The sequence below is a fragment of the Cryobacterium lactosi genome, from assembly GCF_004403945.1.
In the GTDB taxonomy this organism is placed as follows: Bacteria; Actinomycetota; Actinomycetes; order Actinomycetales; family Microbacteriaceae; genus Cryobacterium; species Cryobacterium lactosi.
This window is the reverse complement of record NZ_SOHM01000048.1, coordinates 34,392-50,971: the sequence shown is the minus strand read 5'-3', so window position 1 is coordinate 50,971 and position 16,580 is coordinate 34,392. Positions and strand designations below refer to the sequence as shown.

Genomic DNA, 16,580 nt, shown 5'->3' with positions numbered 1-16,580 from the left:
ACCAGCTCCTCGTGGGCATCGCCACCATCACCGTCAACACCAAGTAACACCCCGCACCACCCGCAGCACACGAAAAACGGCCGAGCTACCCGCTCGGCCGTTTTTCGTGTGCGTGGGCACCCGGTCTGGCGCTACACGACGAGGTCGACGGCCATCCGCTCGGCGGTGACCGATTTCACGTACGCGCCGGCCTCGACGTGGGCCGGATGCACCTGGTATCGGGCCAACGCGGCCTCGTCGGCGAATTCGGCGACGAGCGCCACATCCCAGTTGGCACCGCCGACGACGTCGGGGCCTACGCGCAGGGACTGGATCTCATCAACCACCCCGACGAGCCCACCGAGCCTGGCCGCCATTTGGGCGGCGTGCTCGGCTTTTTCGGCGGGGTCCGTCGCCGTCAGCTTCCACGAGACGAGATGCAGAATGGTCATCGGACCTCCAGGAGTGCGGTGTGTAGGCGCACCGGATCGATGCGCCAGTAGTTGTGGACCAGGCCGTTGATCAGCAGCACCGGGATGTCTTCGACGTAGAGCTCGTGCAGCGCCGGGTCGTCAAGGATCGACTTCTCCTCGAGCGCCACCTCCGGCGCACCGGGCTCGGTCCCGAGCTGCTCGAGCACGGTGTTGACCACCGCCCTGGCGTCGTCGCAGAGGTGGCACCCCGGCTTGCCGATCAGGGTCAGGTGCGCGGTGGACATGCCCCCAGCCTAGGCCGCCGCGGTGCGGCAACCGTTAGTAGACTCAGGCGCAATGTCCGAAGAATCCGGCCCCCGCGCAATCGCGTTCTTCGATGTGGACAACACCTTGCTCCGCGGCGCGAGCCTCTATCATGTGGGCGTCGGCGCCTGGCGGATGCGATTCATCTCCCTTGCCGACATCCTCTCGTTCGGCTGGAATCAGACCCGGTTTCTGGCGGTCGGCGAAGACGGCATCAACATCGCCCGGCTCAGGTTGCGGGCGATGGACATGATCACCGGGCACACCCGCACCGAACTCATCACGCTCAGCCACGACATCTTCGACTCCAGACTGATCCACCGGCTCTGGCCGGAGACCGTCGCTGTCGCCCACGCCCACCTCGAGGCCGGCCGCGAGGTCTGGCTGGTGACCGCGACCGCGCAAGAGGTCGCCGATGTGATCGCGGAGCGCCTGGAGCTCACGGGCGCGCTCGGCACCAAGCTCGCAACGGTCGACGGAATCTTCACCGGGCAATTGGTCGATGGCATCTGCCACGGCGAGCGCAAGGCCGTCGTCGCTCGCGGGATCGCCGAGGCGCGCGACATCGACCTGGCCCGCTGCTGGGCCTATTCGGATTCACACAACGACATTCCGTTGCTGGAGCTCGTCGGCAACCCAGTTGCCGTGAACCCGGACACCACCCTGCGCCGATACGCTGTGGCGCGCGGCTGGCCGATCATGCACATGAAAGTCGCCCAGCTCAAGGCCGCGCGAGCAAGCAAAAAGCGCTAGGTCACAGACCTAGCGCTCAGCTCATAAAAACGGCCGGAACCGTCTACTTCTTATTACGACGCTGGTGGCGAGTCTTACGAAGCAGCTTGCGGTGCTTCTTCTTCGCCATACGCTTGCGTCGCTTCTTGATTACAGAACCCACACGGACCTCACAAAGATTTGGTTTAGCCGCGGGATTCGCGACCGACACGAAAACCCCATTCTAACGGATAAAGAAAGTCCCGTCCGACTCACTTCCTCCGAGAGTGGGTTCAATGGCCCGCCGGACGGCCGCTTCGGGCACCCGGAACGAGCGTCCGAAGCGAACGGCAGGCAGCTCGCCGGCGTGCACGAGGCGGTATACGGTCATCCTGGACACCCTCATCACGTCGGCGACTTCGGCGACGGTGAGGAAGCGCAGATCGTCCAGTCGCGGGTCGGGGAGCTCGCGTGACATGGGCGGCTCCCTCGTTCGGCTGGTGAATGTGCCGTAACTCTAGAGCGATGCCCCGCCGGCCGCTAGTCGTTCTTGCGCCACTTCTTGACGCTCTTCTTCACGCTGGAGTCCTTGACCACGTGCTGCATCTGGAAAGAAGTGTCGGCGAAGGCCTTGCCGATCGCCGCAGCGAAGGCACGCTGCTCGTCCTTGAGCACCTCGGTGTCGTCGACGGCGCCGACGAGAGAGGTGTCCACATCGATGCTGAGGAACGGGATCAGCCAGTCCTCGATCTCCTCGAGCGGTGCATAGTCGAGGTGGTAGTACCGGTGCTGGCCCTCTTCACGCACGCCGACCAAGCCGGCCTCGCGCAACACCTTGAGGTGCTTGGACACTGTGGGCTGGCTCAACCCCAGCGAGCTGACGATGTCGGAGACACTCAACTCCCCCTGGGCGGCGCTGGACTGGTTGTAGCGCTCGAGGAGAATGCGTAAGATATCGCGTCGGGTCGAGTCCGCCACCACGCCAAAGATGTCTGCCATGCCCCAAGGCTAGTCATTCCCGGTGCGGGTACTATGACAAGTTGTCAGCGACCACCGGCCAGGCGAGGCGATTCACGTGAAAACGCAGGCCCCCACCACACGGTTCACGAAGAATTCCGGGACTTGGTACGGGCGCATCCGCGACTCTGTCGACGGGATCGTGCGCAAGTCGCCGTCCAGGTTCGCGCTGTTCGTGTTCACCGCCCTGATCCTGCTCTTCACCCTGCTGTTCTCCTTGCCGATCGCCTCCGCCGGCGACACGGAAACCCCGCTGCACGACGCCGTGTTCACTGCCGTGTCGGTGATTTGCGTCACCGGCCTGAGCACTGTGGACATGGCCACGCACTGGTCGGCGTTCGGGAACGTTCTCGTCGTCGTCGGCGTCAACATCGGCGGCATGGGGGTGCTGACCCTGGCGTCCCTGATGGGCCTGGTCATCTCCCGCCGCCTGGGCCTGCGCGCCAAGCTCATGGCGGCCAGCGACTCGAACCCGTCCCGCATCCACATGGGCCCGGTCAACGAGGGTCAGGCCGTGCGGCTCGGTGAGGTCGGCAGCCTGCTGCTCACCGTGGCCATCAGCACCTTGGCCATCGAGGCGGCCGTCGCCCTGCTCCTGTTCCCGCGGATGCTGATCGACGGCGTGCCCACCGGCGAGGCCCTGTGGCAGAGCATCTATTACGCCGCAATGGCCTTCACCAACACCGGGTTCAGCCCGAATGCGGAGGGCATCGGCCAGTTCGCTAACGATTACTGGTTCCTCGGCGCCCTGATGACCGGCGTGTTCCTGGGCAGCCTGGGCTTCCCGGTGCTGATGACCTTCGCCCGGCACTGGCGCACCCCCCGCCGTTGGTCGGTGCACGTGAAGCTCACCCTCTGGACCACGGTTCTGCTGCTGGTCATCGGCATGATCTTCTACATCATTCTGGAGTTCGACAACCCGAAGACCTTTGGGTCGTTGAACGCCGGCGACACCATCTTCCAATCCATGTTCATGTCGGTGATGACAAGGTCCGGCGGTTTCGCCACCATCGACATCGCCGACCTGCACGGCTCCAGCCTGCTGCTCAGCGACATGCTGATGTTCATCGGTGGCGGCTCGGCCTCCACCGCAGGCGGCATCAAGGTGACCACCCTCGCGGTGCTGTTCCTGGCCGCGTTCGCCGAGGCCCAGGGCAAGGAACAGATGGAAGCGTTCGGCCGCCGCATCCCCAGCGACATCCTGCGCCTGGCGGTCAGCGTGGTGCTGTGGGGCGCGACCACGGTCGCCGTGTCGAGCATCCTGATCCTGCACATCTCCAAGCAGGCGCTTGACGTCGTGCTTTTTGACGTGATCTCGGCGTTCGCGACCGTGGGGCTGTCAACGGGGCTGACCGCCGAGCTGCCGCCCGAGGGGGTCTACGTTCTGGCCGCCACGATGTTCATGGGCCGGGTTGGTACAGTGACTCTCGCGGCGGCGCTGGCAGCGAGCCAAAGTAGACAGTTGTTCAAACGCCCCGAGGAAAGGCCCATCGTTGGTTGACCGGATCAAGCACGACGCCCCCGTTCTGATCATCGGACTGGGTCGGTTCGGTGCCGCGACGGCCGGCAAGCTCGACCGTTTGGGCCGTGAGGTCCTCGCCGTGGACAGCAGCGAGGCGCTCGTGCAGAAGTGGTCCGAGCGTGTCACCCACGCCGTGCAGGCCGACGCCAAGTCCATCGACGCGCTGCGCCAGATCGGCGCCCAGGATTTCTCCGTGGCGGTGTGCGCCGTCGGTTCCTCGATCGAGGCCAGTGTGCTGATCGTCGCCAACCTCGTCGACCTCAAGATCCCGCAGATCTGGGCGAAGGCCATCTCCCAGTCGCACGGCAAGATCCTCGAACGCATCGGCGCCAACCACGTGATCTACCCCGAGGCCGACTCCGGCGAGCGCGTCGCGCACCTGGTGTCGGGGCGGATGCTGGACTTCATCGAGTTCGATGACGACTTCGCGCTCGTCAAGATGTACCCGCCCAAGCCGATCCGCGGGCTCAACCTCACCGAGTCCGGCGTGCGCACCAAGCACAAGGTCACCGTCGTGGGCGTGAAGAGCCCCGGCCGCCCGTTCACCTACGCCACCGCCGAGACCGTCGTGTCCAATCACGACCTCATCATCGTCGCCGGCACCGAGGGCGACATCGAACGTTTCGCGGCGCTCGGCTCCTGACCGGCCGACAGGCTACGAGGCGGCGAGCTCGCGGGCGCGGGCGAGCGCCGCATCCGTCGCCCGGTCGAAAAGGCCCTTGACGTCGCCGGTCTCGAGCTGCTGCACGGCCCGCTCGGTGGTGCCCTTGGGGCTCGTTACCTGGCGGCGCAGCTCGGAGGGCGTGAGGTCGGAGACGGCCAGCAGCGCGCTCGCGCCGAGGAACGTGCCGTTGACCATGGTGGCTGCCTCGGCTGGCGTGAATCCCTTGTCGATGGCCGTCAGGGTGAGCTGCTCGATGAGGTAGAAGACGTACGCCGGACCGGACCCGGAAATGGTGCTCAGCGCGTCGATCTTGTCTTCGGACACCACCAGCACCTCCCCCACGGTTTCGAACAACGCCGTCGCCAGCGCCATCTGCTCGGCCGTGGACCGGGTGCCGGCGCTGAGCCCGGTGACAGCCATGCCCACCACGGCCGGGGTGTTCGGCATCGACCGGATCACGGCCACCCCGTCGGGCAGGTGCTTTTCGAAGGTGGCGATGGTCACGCCGGCTGCGACGCTCACGACGAGAGTGCCGGGCTCGAGGCTGTCGGCGATCTCGGCGAGCAGGTCGGGCACCATGGCTGGCTTGACGGCCACGATCACGATGCCGGCACCGGCCACGGCGAGGCGGTTGGCGTTCGGCTCGGTGTCGGTCGCCCACGCGGTGACGCCGTCGGTGCCGGCCAATTCGGCCGCCTTCGCCGCCGAGCGGTTGGTGGTGCGGATGCCGCCGGTCACCGTGACGGTGGGCTTGAGCAGTCCGGCCAGGACGGCCCTGGCCATCGATCCGGCCCCCAGGAAGGCGATGGCGGGCAGGGTGACGGGTGCGGTCGAAGTCATCTCCCCAGTGTAGTTTTCGGCGTGGTTCGACAGTTCTAGGATTGGTCGCATGAGCGCATCAGGCGGTAACAAGGCGATTGTGGCGGCGCTGCTCGCCAATCTCGGCATTGCGATCACCAAGTTCATCGCCTGGTTCGTGTCGGGCTCATCCTCGATGCTCGCCGAGGGCGTGCACTCCCTGGCCGACTCGGGCAATCAGATCCTGCTGCTGATCGGCGGCCGGAAGTCGAAGAAGGCCGCGGACACCGACCATCCGTTCGGCTACGGGCGCGAACGCTACGTCTACGCGTTCGTGGTGTCGATCATCCTGTTCTCCGTCGGCGGCGTGTTCTCGATCTACGAGGGCATCGAGAAGCTGCAGAACCCGCACGAACTCGAAAACGCCTGGCTGCCGATCCTGGTGTTGCTCGTCGCGATCGGCCTGGAGTCCTTCTCGCTGCGCACCGCGGTGAAGGAGTCCAACCACACCCGTAAGAACGAGACCTGGGTTCAGTTCATCAGGCACGCCAAGGCCCCCGAGCTTCCCGTGGTGCTGCTTGAAGACGTCGCGGCGCTGACCGGGTTGACCCTGGCGCTGGGCGGCGTCAGCCTCACCGTGGTCACCGGCGACGCCACCTGGGACGCGATCGGCACCCTCGGGATCGGCGTGCTGCTCGTATTGGTGGCCATCGTGTTGGGCATCGAAACCAAGAGCCTGCTGGTCGGCGAGGGCGCCAACGCTGCGGATGTCGACGCCATCAAGGCCGCCATCCTGGACGGCCCCGAGACCAAGAACCTGATCCACCTGAAGACCCTCTACCTCGGCCCGGACGAGCTGCTCGTGGCCGCCAAGCTCTCCTTCGACTCCAGCCAGAGGTTCTCCGACGTGGCCGCGGGAATCGACACCATCGAGGCCCGCATCCGGCAGGCGGTGCCCAGCGCCCGGGTGATCTACCTGGAACCCGACCTCTACGTCGACCCGGCCACGGTGAGCCCACCCACCGACGCGATCGTGATCAAGGGCCTCGAGTGAGCCGCGTCGCGCTGGTCCTCCGGCACGCGGATGAAATCCACCTGGGCAACCTCGAACAGGTGCTCATCGAGCACGGCTACGCGGTGCGCTACGTCGACACCCTGAGCGCCGACGGAGTGCAGGGCATCGACCCGGCCGCGGCCGACCTGTTCGTGGTGCTCGGCGGCGAGATGGGGGTCTACCAGGCCGACGAATTCCCGGTGCTCGCCGAGGAGGTGCAGCTGCTCGCCGACCGGCTGGCAGCCCGGCGGCCGGTGTTCGGGGTCTGCCTGGGCGCCCAGCTGATGGCCAGCGCACTGGGTTCATCGGTGTACCGCGGCCCAAGCAACGAGATCGGCTACCGTCTGGTCGAGCCCACCGAGGCCGGCCAGGACTCGCCCCTGCGCCACGTCAACGGGATCCCGATGATGCAGTGGCACAGTGACACCTTCGATCTTCCCGCGGGCACCACCAGGCTGGCCGGTTCGACCGCGTACGGCAACGAGGCTTTCGCCATCGAGGACTGGGCACTGGCCGTGCAATTCCACCCCGAACTCACCGCCGAGATGCACGAACAATGGCTGGCCTCCTCCGAGGCGGAGGTGCGAGCGGAGGGGCTGAACCCCGACGAGCTGCGGCGGGAACGCACCGAGCATTCCGAGGCCATGCAGCAGGCGTCCCGCGCCCTGTTCAGCGAGTGGCTGTCGGGCCTGCCGGGCGGCGCAGCGGATCCTCGAAGAACTCCGTGAGCAGTCGGCCGCACTCGGCTTCGTCAACACCGGAGACGACCTCGACCCGGTGGTTGAGCCTGCGGTCCCGCAGCACGTCGTAGAGCGAACCGGCAGCACCGGCCTTCTCGTCCCAAGCGCCGAAGACCACTCGGGGGATCCGGGCGGCCACGATCGCGCCGGCGCACATCACGCAGGGCTCCAGGGTCACGACGAGGGTGCAGCCGGTCAGGTGCCAGTCCCCGGTCGCGGCGGCCGCCTCGCGGATGGCCACGACCTCGGCGTGCAGGGTCGGATCCTGGTGGAGCTCGCGCTCGTTGCGGCCCCGACCGACCACCCGGCCCGCCGCATCCAGTACGACGGCGCCGACCGGGACGTCACCACTGGCCAGGGCGCCGTGGGCCTCGTGCAGCGCCAGACGCATCCAGGCCGCGTGTTCGTCGCTGTGCCGCACCTCGCCACCTCGTTTCGGCCGCCGCACGAGAGCCGGATGCCCGCGTGAGCTAGTAGATTGAGCCTATGCGAGTCCACGTAGCCGACCATCCCCTCATCACCCACAAGCTCACGGTGCTGCGTGATCAGAGCACCTCGTCACCGATGTTCCGGGCGCTGGTGGAAGAGCTGATGACCCTGCTCGCCTATGAGGGAACTCGTGGCGTTCGCGTCGAAGAAGTGACCGTGCAGACGCCGGTCGCGCTGGCCAAGGGTGTGAAGATCAGCGACCCGAAGCCGCTCGTGGTGCCGATCCTCCGCGCCGGCCTGGGCATGCTCGAGGGCATGGTCAAGCTGCTTCCCACGGCCGAGGTCGGCTTCCTGGGTATGGCACGCAACGAAGAGACCCTGCAGCCGACCACGTACGCGGAGCGCCTGCCCGACGACCTGTCCGACCGGCAGTGTTTTGTGCTCGACCCGATGCTGGCCACCGGCGGCTCGCTGATCGCGGCCATCGAATTCCTCTTCGACCGCGGCGCCGTCGACGTCACCGCCATCTGCATCCTGGCCGCCCCCGAGGGCCTCGCGGCCGTGGAGAAGGCGCTGGCCGGCCGTGAGGTCACCATCGTTCTGGGCGCGGTCGACGAACGCCTCGACGAGCACGGCTACATCGTTCCCGGTCTCGGCGACGCCGGCGACAGGCTCTACGGCCTGGTCTGATTTGGCTCGGCCCGATCCGCCGTTCCCGATCCGGCCCGCCGCGAACGTCGTAACATTCGGCGCGCCCGCCGTACGCAGATCCTGCGACGCGCGACGCGCCGATGGTCGTTGGATTCACAAAACTTTGAAATATTTGATTTCACTGTTGATTTCTTTGACGAAGAGCACTTTTGTGCGAGATCCTCCGATTTCACACAATCCCCGTGAACGTGGTGCAGCCCCTCCCACGACTTCCGTCGTCATTGAATTGACACACCGCGTCACAGTCGGCTTTACTCGCATTCATGACTTCCACCACACGCATCCCGACCTCCATCGAGGCTTTGGGGACTGCCGGCATGATGATGCCCGGCAGCGTGATGGCGTGTTGCCGAATGTGCCGCTAGACCAGACAGGCACCCACGCCGAGTCGCTCGCCCCTCACCCGCTCATCTGCAGCCGCTGAGGACGCCGCCACAGCGGCAGACCGACTCCAGGGCCGTCCTCATCGAGGCAGCCCGCCCCACCGGCCGCTGTGGCCGACCTTTTTCGAACCCATGAGCGCGGATGCGCCGGGTTCTTTGCGCATCATCACCCCCAAGGATTCCCATCATGTCTCTCGCACACATCGACTCCGCCCGTTCCGTTCAGTCCTACCGGCCCGAGCTCACCCTGGCGCCGGCGCCGGCACCGGCACCTGCTGCCCCCCGCATCCGCGCCGTGCCCGATGGCACCCAGGCCCGCGGCTTCGTGCTCTACGTGGGCATCGACGAGGCCAAGGCCGCCGCCGCCGGCACGAGTTTGCACCGCATCGTTGAGGAGCTCAAGAAGCTGACCCAGGCGATCGCCCCCTCGGCGGAGACGCACGCCGCGGTGGCTCTGGCGCCGGACGGCGTCGGCGGCCGGGACGTGGACGTCGTGCGCCTGGCACTGCAGGACCCGGCAGCCCTCGCCAAGCACCGCAACACGCCCGAAGACGCCGACCGGGCACCCGGCGGCGTGGTCGTCGACATCTCCCGCAAGCGCGTGATCCTCGACAACGAGACCGCCGCGCTCACCTACAAGGAGTTCGAGCTGTTGCAGTACCTGGTGCTGCGCGAAGGCCGCACCATCGAGCGCGCCGAGCTCATCTCCAAGCTCTGGGACGCCGACAGCGAAGAGGATGCGCCGAACGAGCGCACCATCGACGTGCACGTGCGTCGACTGCGCGCCAAGCTGGGCCGCTACGAAGACATCGTGCGCACAGTGCGCGGCGTGGGCTACCGTTTCGACCGTCACGCCGACGTGTCGATCCGCCAGGCCAGCACCCCGAGCCCCGACCGCTTCTAGCCGTCGGCGGCCTCGGTCGCGCCCGGCCGTCGGTCGCGTCCGAACGTTGGTCGAGCCTGTCGAGACCCGGTGACGCGCGTGCGTGTAGTACCCCGTCGTCGCGTTCGCAGGTCTGCTCGCGGGGTCTCGACAAGCTCGACCAACGGCATGGTTGCGTTCGCAGGACCCGGGCGGGCCTACCGGCCGTTAACGTGATTGAGGGCCGGTCGTAGAGGCAAACGACCGACCCTCTTCCCTTGCACCAAGAGTGTCCTGCAATCACATTCGCGTCTTCCGCCACAGCAAACGGTTGACGCACTACGAATATATAACGAAGAGGTAACGGAGCGCCAGTTATCCAATCGTTATTTTCCTGCGAGTTCACCTAGCGTTCGCTTGGACGCAGCTATGTGCCTCCTGCTCGGCCACCTCCCGGACGCCGTCACCAGCGTAGGTTGTCACCCAACACGCGCGCTCCGCCTGCTCTGCGCGGAGGCCGAAACGAAGGAGACCCCGTGCAGATCACCCGCTTGCAGCCCGACCGGCTCGTCCTGAGCCCAGCCTTCAGCCATGTCGCGATTGTGCCGGCCGGTGCCACCACGATTTATGTGGGCGGCCAGAACGGCGTGGACGTCTCCGGTGCCGTCGTGTCGGCAGACATCGCCGAACAGTCCAGCCGGGCGATCGACAACGTGGCCATCGCGCTCGACGCAGCCGGAGCGACTCTCGCCGACGTCCTGCAGTGGACGGTGCTGATCGATGCGGATGCCGACCTCGGCGCCGCCTATGGCGCCATCGCTCCGCGACTGGCGGGCCCCGGCGCCCCGCCGTTGGTCACCGCGGCCCGAGTTGCGGGGCTCGGCGTGCCCGGCGCCCTCATCGAGGTGAGCGCGATAGCCGCTGTGCTCCCGGCGGGCGACCGGCTGCCGTGAACCTTCCTGAGCAGCAGATCGATGGCCAGACCGCCGGCGAGCGCGACCACCACCGCCACCAGAGCACCCAGGACTGGCTGGTCGCGTAGCCAGGCACCGGCGAAGACGCCCACGAGAACCGAGTAGCCGGCCCATGCCGCGCCCGATACGGCGCTGAGCGGCACGAATCGGCGCCGGGGAAACCCACTCGAGCCGGCCATGACGTTCACCGCGACCCGGCCGACCGGCACGAATCGAGCCGTGAGCAGAACGGACACCGCCCGGCGGTCGAGGGCGCCTCGCGCACGGGCGAGCAGTCGGGCCGCCTTCGGTCCGCGGCTCCACCGGAACCGGTCGAGGTCGATCCGGCGTCCGACCGTGAAGGCCAGGTTGTCGCCGACGAACGAGCCGATCGCCGCCACAACGAACACTGCCCAGGGATTCGGGGTCCCGGTGGCCACGCCGATCGCCGCGACCGCCACCACCACGGGCTCACTGGGCATCGGCGGAAAGAACCCGTCCAGGGCCACCAGCAGCAGCACGACGAGGAGAACGAACGGGGATGCCGCCCAGGAAACCACGAGCTCGTTGAGCGCCTCCACGGAGATCCGATCTGTCGGGAAGGCCGCCCCGGACCGGAACGGCAGGGCGGAACTTCGTTGTCTCCGACGCTACGGACGCACTACGGCGGGCACTATCGAGCTGGCTCCCGTACTCGCAGGCGGGCTAACCCCCGCAACAGGGGATCGGTTGCTCGATCCGATTCCCGGAGCCGTTGTCCCGACCGCCTGGGCCGCGGCGCTGCACCTGCCGGCGTTCATCGTGTTCACCCGGCGAGATGCCTGACCCGGCGGGCTGCGGCCCAGCGGGCCAGCCGGGGTGCGCCGCGTTGGCCGATGAGCATCCCGGCGACGACGAGCGCCAGACCGGCGACCTGCCGCCCACCGAGCACCTCGCCGGCGGCGACCACGCCGAGCAGCACCCCGGACACCGGATTGAGCAGCCCGATCAAGCCCACGCTCGAGGCCCGCAGGTGGCGGAGCCCGGCGAACCACGCCGTGAACGCCACCGCGGTGGCGATCACACTCACGTAGGCGAACCCGGCCAGCTTCGAGCCGGTCAGCGGCGGCGGCGCCCCCTCGAGCAGAATCGCGACGGGCAGCACGATGAGGCCGCCCGCGATCAACTGCCAGGAGGTGAGCGCAACGATGTTCGTCGTGGGCGCCCATCGCTTAGTGAGCACAAAACCCACCGCGGAGGAGGACATCGCGGCGACCGACGCGAGCACACCGAGAGGGTTGACCGCACCCGCCGATGTCAGCAGCATCAGGCTCACTCCGGCGATGCCGGCCAGCGCCCCGACGATCGCGCGCAGCCGCGGGCGCTCGCCCAGCAGCGGCCAGGCGAGCAGCATGAGGGCGACGGGTGAGACCGCCATGACGGTTGAAGCGAGGCTGGACGGCAGCAGTTGCGCCGTCACGTACAGGAGCACGAAAAACAACCCGACGTTCAGAGTTCCGAGCACCGCGGCCTTCCACCACCACGCCCCCCTGGGCCGGGCTCTCGCCACGAGGAGGAGCAGGATGCCGGCGGGCAGGGCGCGGAACACCGCGCCGTAGAACGGGTAGTCCGCGGGCAGAAACTCCCGGGTGACGAAATACGTGGTGCCCCAGGCGATCGGCGCAATCGCCGTCACCAGCACCCACTTCGAAGTAGCTTCCATGGAAGCTACTATAGCTTCCGTGGAAGCGATATGCTCTAGGCGTGACTGAACCCGTTGATCGTGTCGGCCGAATCCAGGCGGAGTGGGCCATGGCGCGCCCCGACCTCGACGTGAGCCCGCAGGGCGTGATCGGCCGCCTCCACCGGCTCGGCGCCGCCCTGACCGAGGAGCTGACCGTCGTCTATCGCGAGCACGGCCTGGGCGAGGGCGACTTCGATGTGCTGGCCACGCTGCGTCGCGCCGGAGAGCCATTCGAACGCACCCCCACCGAGCTGGCGGAGCACACGATGGTCACCACGGGAGCGATGACCAAACGCATCGATCGACTAGTCGGGCGCGGCCTGGCCACCCGGCGGGCGAGCGACACGGATGGCCGGGGCCGCGTCGTCGCCCTCACTCCGGAGGGCAGACGACTGATCGACGTGGCGTTCGAAGCACACCTGCGCAACGAGGAACGCCTGCTGGGCGGTCTGAGCGCGCCGGAGCGCGCGCAGCTCGAGGCCCTGCTCACGAAGTGGGCGGCGCAGCTCCCTGCCCGGGACTGAGCGTCAGCCGAGCCGGGCTGGGACCGGCAGGCGCACCAGCAGGCCGCCGGGGTCGACGCCGAACCGACCGGTGCGGGTCTGGCCCACCGGGTCACCATCGATCTCGGCGAGCACGGGCCGGTCGAGGTCGAACCTAAACTCCCGGCCGGACCATTGGCCCAGGGAAGCCATCCCGTTGCGCATCCGGGTGGCAACATCGATCGCCACTCCCACCCAGCCGGCCACCGCGTTCGGGCGCAGCATCACCAGTTCCAGGTTGCCGTCGTCGACCTTGGCGCCGGTGGCGAGTTCGATGTTGGCCACGACGGAACTGCAGTTGCAGGCCAGCACCATCAGGCAGTCACCGCTGGCGTGTTCCTCGCCGTCGACCGACAGCGTCACCCCGAACCCGGCGCGGAACATGGTCGCGCCACCCGCCACCACGTAGGCTCCCCAACCCACCTTCTTCTTCAGGTCGCCATCGGTCTGCTCCATGATGTCGGCGTCCAAGCCCACCCCGCCCATCACCATGAAGGCGCGTTCTTCACCGTCGTCGAAGGTGGCCAGCCCCACGTCGATGGCGCGGTTCTGACCGAGGAACGCGATCTCCAGTGCGTCGGAGAGGGAATCCACCGGGATGCCCAGGTTGCGGGCGAGCAGGTTGCCCGTGCCGCTGGGCAGTAGGCCGCAGGGCACCGCGGTGCCGCGCAGCACGCTGGCGACGGCCCGCACCGTGCCGTCGCCGCCCATCACGCACACCAGATCGGGGTTCTGCGCCAGCGCCGACCGTGCGGCGGTGACGCCGGAATCCGCCTTGTCCGTCTCGAACCAGAGCGGGTCGTGCCAGTTGAACCGGCGCGCCCCGTCGGTGACCTGGTCTTTTGTGGCCGCGAAATCCGGGAACTTGGTCGGGTTGATGATGACGGCGACGGTCGGGGACCGACCCAGCGAAGCATCCATACGCGCACTATAGAACGGTCCGGCCTAGCAGGCGGAAATGCGCCATCGACCGGGCTAGGCTGCCGCGGGACAGAGCGCCCATCCCATATTGTTGAACACAGGATGCCCGGGGGCACGAAGAGGAGGCAACATGGTCGATCGCGCAATAGCCGTCGGCGCATGGGAGTCACTGTTTCGCGCCCAGGTGGCCATCATGCGCAGCCTGGCCGAGGACTTCCCGTCCCGCGAGATCTCGTTCAACGAGTACGACGTGATGTTCAATCTGTCCCGCCAGCCCGAACGCAGCATCCGGTTGCGTGAGCTGAACAAGCATGTGCTGCTCACCCAGCCCAGCGTGAGCCGGCTGGTCGACCGCCTGGCGTCGCGGGGGTACGTGCTCAAGCACGCCGACCCCGAGGACGGTCGCGGTGCCATCGTCGAACTGACGGATGCCGGCTTCGCGCTGTTCAGGCGGGTGGCGCTGGATCACATGAGCTCGATCACCACCCGGGTGGGCGACAGCCTGACCGACGAGGAGCTGCTGCAGCTCACCGCCCTGTGCGACCGACTGCGACTGGGACCCGACAAACCGGCCTGAGCCGGTCCGGGTGGCGGCGGGGTGAGGGCCCTACCCCTCACCCCGCCGTGACACTCCCTTGCAGGACTGCCTTCTCGGCCAGACGACCCGAACGCTGCCTGGCTGAGAATCATGTGTCGTGCGCACGACAAAACTAAGGTTAGCTCAGTTTTGTGCTCACTGCGGGCCGGCTTCCACCCGTCGACCGGCGCTGCCCCTGTGCAGGCGGCGACCTCGGGCGTAGCCTGCCCGACAGGAGGTGAGCGTTATGCGCGCAACAGAGAACGACCGGATCATCATCCGGGGTAAGACCGATTCGACGCCCGACCGGCACGGAACCATCCGCGAGGTGCGGGGCCCGGAGGGTGAACCGCCCTATCTGGTCTCCTTCGACGACGGTCACGAGACCCTGGTTTTCCCCGGCACCGACTTCTTGGTCGAGCACGCCCGCTGACCGGCTCACCTGCTCCCAGTGCGGGCAACTGCGCCCGGCGTACCGGGCGCAATTGTCCGGATGGGTGACAGTTGCCGGCGGCTACCCTCAGGTATGCCCGATCCCGCGATTCGCTCCCCCGCCCTTGACACGCGCGCCGCCGACCTGATCGGCCGCCTGCGCGCCTGGCTGCCGCTGGACCCGGGGCAGGCCGCGCTGCGGGACGAATACCTCGGGTTCGCTCTCGCCTCCCCCGAGACGGCCCTGGAACGCCACGGCGGCCCGGAGCACGTAACCGGGAGCTGCTTCGTCTTCACCCCCGACCTGGCCCAGGTGCTGCTGTGTTTCCACAAGAAGGGCCGGTTCTGGGTGCAGCTGGGCGGTCACGTCGAGCCCGTCGATGGCTCCGTGGCCGACACCGCGCTGCGGGAGGCCCGGGAGGAATGCGGCATCAACGACCTCGTTCCGGTCGGCGGCGGCATCCTGGACCTGGACCGGCACGCCCTCGGTGGCGGGTTCAGCTGCCGTACCCACTGGGACGTGGGCTTCGCGGCGATCGCCCGGCCGGAGGCCGCCGCGGTGGCCAGTGACGAGAGCGAGGACGTCGCCTGGTGGCCGGTGGCTGCGCTGCCGGAGAACGTGCCACCACAGTTCGCGCGGCGCCTGGCGGGCGTGCTCACCGAACTCGCGCACCGGCGCGGCTAGCCAACGCGCCGCCGGCGGGCGGCGATCAGTCCGGCGTGGACCCGAAGGCGTGCAGGCCGAGGTCGGCACTCAGCCGGTCACTCACCAGGCGCCCGCGCACGCTGGTGCCCTGCGCGTCGAGGGGCGGGCTGACCACGGCCGCGCCGAGCCGGCCCGGTGCGGACAGCACGATGGCACCGGAGACGCTCGACTTCGCGGGAATCCCGACGCTCTGCATCCACCGACCGGACCCGTCGTACACGCCGCAGGTGGCCATCACGGATACGACGTCGCGGGCGATCCCGGCCGGCACCACCCGTTCCCCGGTCACCGGGTTCACTCCGTTGCAGGCGAGGGTCGCGCCCATCACCGCGAGGGTCTCGGCGTCGACGAGCACGGCGCAGGCCCTGGCGTACACCTGAACGGCGTCGTCGGCGCTGACCTGCAGGGTGCCTTCCGACCGCATGAGGTGCGCGAGGGCGTGGTTGCGGTCACCGAGCAGGTGCTCGGCGCGGGCGATCTCCTCGTCGACCTCGAGCGACCGCCCGGCGAAGGCCGACAGCCCGCGCAGGATGCGTTCGTTCCGGCCATCGACGTCGCCGCCGTCCACAAGGGCGGCGGTGAGCAGCGCCCCGGCGTTGACCATGGGGTTCGGCGGCCGGCCGGTGCCGCTCTCCAGCTTGATGGCGTCGAAGGCCTCACCGGTCGGTTCGATGCCGATGCGATCGCATGCTGCGCCGTCGGTGTCGAGCAGGGCCAGGGCGAAGAGGAACGGCTTGACGGCCGACTGCACGCTGAAGGGCACGTCGGCCTGGGCGCTGCTGTGCACGGTGCCATCCGGCAGCACGAGCGCGATTCCGCACAGACCCGGATCGGCGGCGCCCAGCTGGGGGATGCTGTCATTCACCGTGCCGCCGTGTTCGGACAGCACCTGGTCGCGCAGCGCGTCGAGGTCATACGTGCGGGGATCCGAGGAACGGCTCATCAGCCCATCCTGTCACGGGGGAATACAGGGCCGGAATACAGAAAAAGAGTGCCGGTTGCCCGGCACTCTTTCTCCTGTGCTGCTTCAATATGCTGTGCGCCCGAAGGGATTCGAACCCCCAACCTTCTGATCCGTAGTCAGATGCTCTATCCGTTGAGCTACGGGCGCAGTGATGA

Annotated in this window: 22 protein-coding genes, 1 tRNA gene and 1 pseudogene; 12 read left to right on the top strand and 12 right to left on the bottom strand. The window is 67.8% G+C overall.

The window, feature by feature from the left end; all coding sequences use genetic code 11:
* Positions 1-131 precede the first annotated feature (131 nt).
* Both E3T61_RS20835 and E3T61_RS20830 read right to left on the bottom strand, forming a co-directional pair.
* On the bottom strand, positions 132-431 hold the full coding sequence (locus E3T61_RS20835; protein ID WP_134642748.1) for a Dabb family protein: 300 nt from the start codon (positions 429-431) through the stop codon (positions 132-134).
* Positions 428-697 carry a glutaredoxin family protein gene (locus E3T61_RS20830; RefSeq protein WP_134642747.1) on the bottom strand — a complete coding sequence of 90 codons (270 nt, stop codon included), beginning with the start codon at positions 695-697 and terminating at the stop codon, positions 428-430. The genes E3T61_RS20835 and E3T61_RS20830 overlap by 4 nt, the downstream gene beginning before the upstream one ends.
* A 52-nt stretch (positions 698-749) precedes the next feature.
* Here E3T61_RS20830 and E3T61_RS20825 point away from each other — a divergent pair, with 52 nt between their 5' ends.
* The gene (locus tag E3T61_RS20825; protein WP_134642746.1) at positions 750-1,469 is read left to right on the top strand and encodes an HAD family hydrolase; all 720 of its coding nucleotides are present in this window, start codon (positions 750-752) and stop codon (positions 1,467-1,469) included.
* A 43-nt stretch (positions 1,470-1,512) separates the two neighbouring features.
* Here the strand turns inward: E3T61_RS20825 and E3T61_RS20820 are convergent, their stop codons facing one another.
* The 3 genes from E3T61_RS20820 to E3T61_RS20810 form a co-directional block, all read right to left on the bottom strand.
* Positions 1,513-1,611, bottom strand: a complete 99-nt coding sequence (locus E3T61_RS20820; protein ID WP_003792170.1) for a 30S ribosomal protein bS22 — start codon at positions 1,609-1,611, stop codon at positions 1,513-1,515.
* Between the two features lie 60 nt (positions 1,612-1,671).
* Positions 1,672-1,905: a helix-turn-helix domain-containing protein gene (locus E3T61_RS20815; RefSeq protein WP_134642745.1), complete on the bottom strand. Its 234-nt coding sequence runs from the start codon at positions 1,903-1,905 to the stop codon at positions 1,672-1,674.
* A gap of 62 nt (positions 1,906-1,967) precedes the next feature.
* Entirely contained in the window at positions 1,968-2,426 is a 459-nt protein-coding gene (locus E3T61_RS20810; RefSeq protein ID WP_134642744.1) for an ArsR/SmtB family transcription factor, read from the bottom strand.
* Positions 2,427-2,502: 76 nt separating this feature from the next.
* Here E3T61_RS20810 and E3T61_RS20805 point away from each other — a divergent pair, with 76 nt between their 5' ends.
* Both E3T61_RS20805 and E3T61_RS20800 read left to right on the top strand, forming a co-directional pair.
* Positions 2,503-3,945 carry a TrkH family potassium uptake protein gene (locus E3T61_RS20805; RefSeq protein WP_134642743.1) on the top strand — a complete coding sequence of 481 codons (1,443 nt, stop codon included), beginning with the start codon at positions 2,503-2,505 and terminating at the stop codon, positions 3,943-3,945.
* Positions 3,938-4,609, top strand: coding sequence for a potassium channel family protein (locus E3T61_RS20800; RefSeq protein ID WP_130176992.1), 672 nt, complete (start codon positions 3,938-3,940; stop codon positions 4,607-4,609). Before E3T61_RS20805 ends, E3T61_RS20800 begins: the two co-directional genes overlap by 8 nt.
* Before the next feature lie 12 nt (positions 4,610-4,621).
* Here the strand turns inward: E3T61_RS20800 and proC are convergent, their stop codons facing one another.
* Positions 4,622-5,470 carry a pyrroline-5-carboxylate reductase gene (proC, locus tag E3T61_RS20795; protein WP_134642742.1) on the bottom strand — a complete coding sequence of 283 codons (849 nt, stop codon included), beginning with the start codon at positions 5,468-5,470 and terminating at the stop codon, positions 4,622-4,624.
* Positions 5,471-5,519: 49 nt separating this feature from the next.
* On the opposite strand from proC, the gene E3T61_RS20790 reads away from it, so the two are divergent.
* Positions 5,520-6,482, top strand: a complete 963-nt coding sequence (locus E3T61_RS20790; RefSeq protein ID WP_134642741.1) for a cation diffusion facilitator family transporter — start codon at positions 5,520-5,522, stop codon at positions 6,480-6,482.
* Positions 6,479-7,210 carry a glutamine amidotransferase-related protein gene (locus E3T61_RS20785; RefSeq protein ID WP_134642740.1) on the top strand — a complete coding sequence of 244 codons (732 nt, stop codon included), beginning with the start codon at positions 6,479-6,481 and terminating at the stop codon, positions 7,208-7,210. The genes E3T61_RS20790 and E3T61_RS20785 overlap by 4 nt, the downstream gene beginning before the upstream one ends.
* Here the strand turns inward: E3T61_RS20785 and tadA are convergent.
* Positions 7,152-7,643 (bottom strand): tRNA adenosine(34) deaminase TadA, encoded by a 492-nt coding sequence (gene tadA / locus E3T61_RS20780; RefSeq protein ID WP_255455720.1) that lies wholly within the window; start codon positions 7,641-7,643, stop codon positions 7,152-7,154. The genes E3T61_RS20785 and tadA overlap by 59 nt on opposite strands.
* 65 nt (positions 7,644-7,708) lie before the next feature.
* Between tadA and upp the strand changes: the two genes are divergently transcribed.
* From upp to E3T61_RS20765, 3 genes are all read left to right on the top strand, one after another.
* Complete coding sequence (gene upp / locus E3T61_RS20775) at positions 7,709-8,341, top strand: uracil phosphoribosyltransferase (RefSeq protein ID WP_134642739.1); 633 nt, start codon at positions 7,709-7,711, stop codon at positions 8,339-8,341.
* Between the two features lie 591 nt (positions 8,342-8,932).
* The gene (locus tag E3T61_RS20770) at positions 8,933-9,649 is read left to right on the top strand and encodes a winged helix-turn-helix domain-containing protein (RefSeq protein WP_134642738.1); all 717 of its coding nucleotides are present in this window, start codon (positions 8,933-8,935) and stop codon (positions 9,647-9,649) included.
* Positions 9,650-10,143: 494 nt separating this feature from the next.
* Positions 10,144-10,560, top strand: coding sequence for a RidA family protein (locus tag E3T61_RS20765; protein WP_134642737.1), 417 nt, complete (start codon positions 10,144-10,146; stop codon positions 10,558-10,560).
* Positions 10,561-10,679: 119 nt separating this feature from the next.
* Here the strand turns inward: E3T61_RS20765 and E3T61_RS22430 are convergent.
* Together E3T61_RS22430 and E3T61_RS20755 are read right to left on the bottom strand one after the other, a co-directional pair.
* A pseudogene (locus tag E3T61_RS22430) lies at positions 10,680-11,042 on the bottom strand (DedA family protein); the annotation flags it as partial.
* Positions 11,043-11,365: 323 nt separating this feature from the next.
* Complete coding sequence (locus E3T61_RS20755; protein ID WP_134642735.1) at positions 11,366-12,262, bottom strand: DMT family transporter; 897 nt, start codon at positions 12,260-12,262, stop codon at positions 11,366-11,368.
* Positions 12,263-12,351: 89 nt separating this feature from the next.
* Here E3T61_RS20755 and E3T61_RS20750 point away from each other — a divergent pair, with 89 nt between their 5' ends.
* The gene (locus tag E3T61_RS20750; protein ID WP_134642751.1) at positions 12,352-12,807 is read left to right on the top strand and encodes a MarR family winged helix-turn-helix transcriptional regulator; all 456 of its coding nucleotides are present in this window, start codon (positions 12,352-12,354) and stop codon (positions 12,805-12,807) included.
* A 3-nt stretch (positions 12,808-12,810) separates the two neighbouring features.
* Here the strand turns inward: E3T61_RS20750 and E3T61_RS20745 are convergent, their stop codons facing one another.
* Positions 12,811-13,746 carry a diacylglycerol/lipid kinase family protein gene (locus E3T61_RS20745; RefSeq protein WP_134642734.1) on the bottom strand — a complete coding sequence of 312 codons (936 nt, stop codon included), beginning with the start codon at positions 13,744-13,746 and terminating at the stop codon, positions 12,811-12,813.
* Positions 13,747-13,876: 130 nt separating this feature from the next.
* Between E3T61_RS20745 and E3T61_RS20740 the strand changes: the two genes are divergently transcribed.
* The 3 genes from E3T61_RS20740 to E3T61_RS20730 all read left to right on the top strand — a co-directional run bounded on the left by E3T61_RS20740 (position 13,877) and on the right by E3T61_RS20730 (position 15,440).
* Positions 13,877-14,323: a MarR family winged helix-turn-helix transcriptional regulator gene (locus E3T61_RS20740; RefSeq protein ID WP_134642733.1), complete on the top strand. Its 447-nt coding sequence runs from the start codon at positions 13,877-13,879 to the stop codon at positions 14,321-14,323.
* A 247-nt stretch (positions 14,324-14,570) separates the two neighbouring features.
* Positions 14,571-14,756, top strand: a complete 186-nt coding sequence (locus E3T61_RS20735; RefSeq protein ID WP_134642732.1) for a DUF1918 domain-containing protein — start codon at positions 14,571-14,573, stop codon at positions 14,754-14,756.
* 93 nt (positions 14,757-14,849) lie between these two features.
* Positions 14,850-15,440 carry an NUDIX hydrolase gene (locus tag E3T61_RS20730; RefSeq protein ID WP_134642731.1) on the top strand — a complete coding sequence of 197 codons (591 nt, stop codon included), beginning with the start codon at positions 14,850-14,852 and terminating at the stop codon, positions 15,438-15,440.
* Positions 15,441-15,465: 25 nt separating this feature from the next.
* Here E3T61_RS20730 and glsA read toward each other — a convergent pair whose 3' ends face one another.
* Complete coding sequence (glsA, locus tag E3T61_RS20725) at positions 15,466-16,404, bottom strand: glutaminase A (protein ID WP_134642730.1); 939 nt, start codon at positions 16,402-16,404, stop codon at positions 15,466-15,468.
* A gap of 95 nt (positions 16,405-16,499) precedes the next feature.
* Positions 16,500-16,572: transfer RNA gene (locus tag E3T61_RS20720), tRNA-Arg, on the bottom strand.
* Positions 16,573-16,580: the final 8 nt, after the last annotated feature.

Bases quoted from the DNA above. Each gene is read 5' to 3' on its own strand.
- E3T61_RS20835 (WP_134642748.1), bottom strand. From the start codon at position 431: ATGACCATTCTGCATCTCGTCTCGTGGAAGCTGACGGCGACGGACCCC.
- E3T61_RS20830 (WP_134642747.1), bottom strand. From the start codon at position 697: ATGTCCACCGCGCACCTGACCCTGATCGGCAAGCCGGGGTGCCACCTC.
- E3T61_RS20825 (WP_134642746.1), top strand. From the start codon at position 750: ATGTCCGAAGAATCCGGCCCCCGCGCAATCGCGTTCTTCGATGTGGAC.
- E3T61_RS20815 (WP_134642745.1), bottom strand. From the start codon at position 1,905: ATGTCACGCGAGCTCCCCGACCCGCGACTGGACGATCTGCGCTTCCTC.
- E3T61_RS20810 (WP_134642744.1), bottom strand. From the start codon at position 2,426: ATGGCAGACATCTTTGGCGTGGTGGCGGACTCGACCCGACGCGATATC.
- proC (WP_134642742.1), bottom strand. From the start codon at position 5,470: ATGACTTCGACCGCACCCGTCACCCTGCCCGCCATCGCCTTCCTGGGG.
- E3T61_RS20790 (WP_134642741.1), top strand. From the start codon at position 5,520: ATGAGCGCATCAGGCGGTAACAAGGCGATTGTGGCGGCGCTGCTCGCC.
- upp (WP_134642739.1), top strand. From the start codon at position 7,709: ATGCGAGTCCACGTAGCCGACCATCCCCTCATCACCCACAAGCTCACG.
- E3T61_RS20770 (WP_134642738.1), top strand. From the start codon at position 8,933: ATGTCTCTCGCACACATCGACTCCGCCCGTTCCGTTCAGTCCTACCGG.
- E3T61_RS20755 (WP_134642735.1), bottom strand. From the start codon at position 12,262: ATGGAAGCTACTTCGAAGTGGGTGCTGGTGACGGCGATTGCGCCGATC.
- E3T61_RS20750 (WP_134642751.1), top strand. From the start codon at position 12,352: ATGGCGCGCCCCGACCTCGACGTGAGCCCGCAGGGCGTGATCGGCCGC.
- E3T61_RS20745 (WP_134642734.1), bottom strand. From the start codon at position 13,746: ATGGATGCTTCGCTGGGTCGGTCCCCGACCGTCGCCGTCATCATCAAC.
- E3T61_RS20740 (WP_134642733.1), top strand. From the start codon at position 13,877: ATGGTCGATCGCGCAATAGCCGTCGGCGCATGGGAGTCACTGTTTCGC.
- E3T61_RS20735 (WP_134642732.1), top strand. From the start codon at position 14,571: ATGCGCGCAACAGAGAACGACCGGATCATCATCCGGGGTAAGACCGAT.
- E3T61_RS20730 (WP_134642731.1), top strand. From the start codon at position 14,850: ATGCCCGATCCCGCGATTCGCTCCCCCGCCCTTGACACGCGCGCCGCC.
- glsA (WP_134642730.1), bottom strand. From the start codon at position 16,404: ATGAGCCGTTCCTCGGATCCCCGCACGTATGACCTCGACGCGCTGCGC.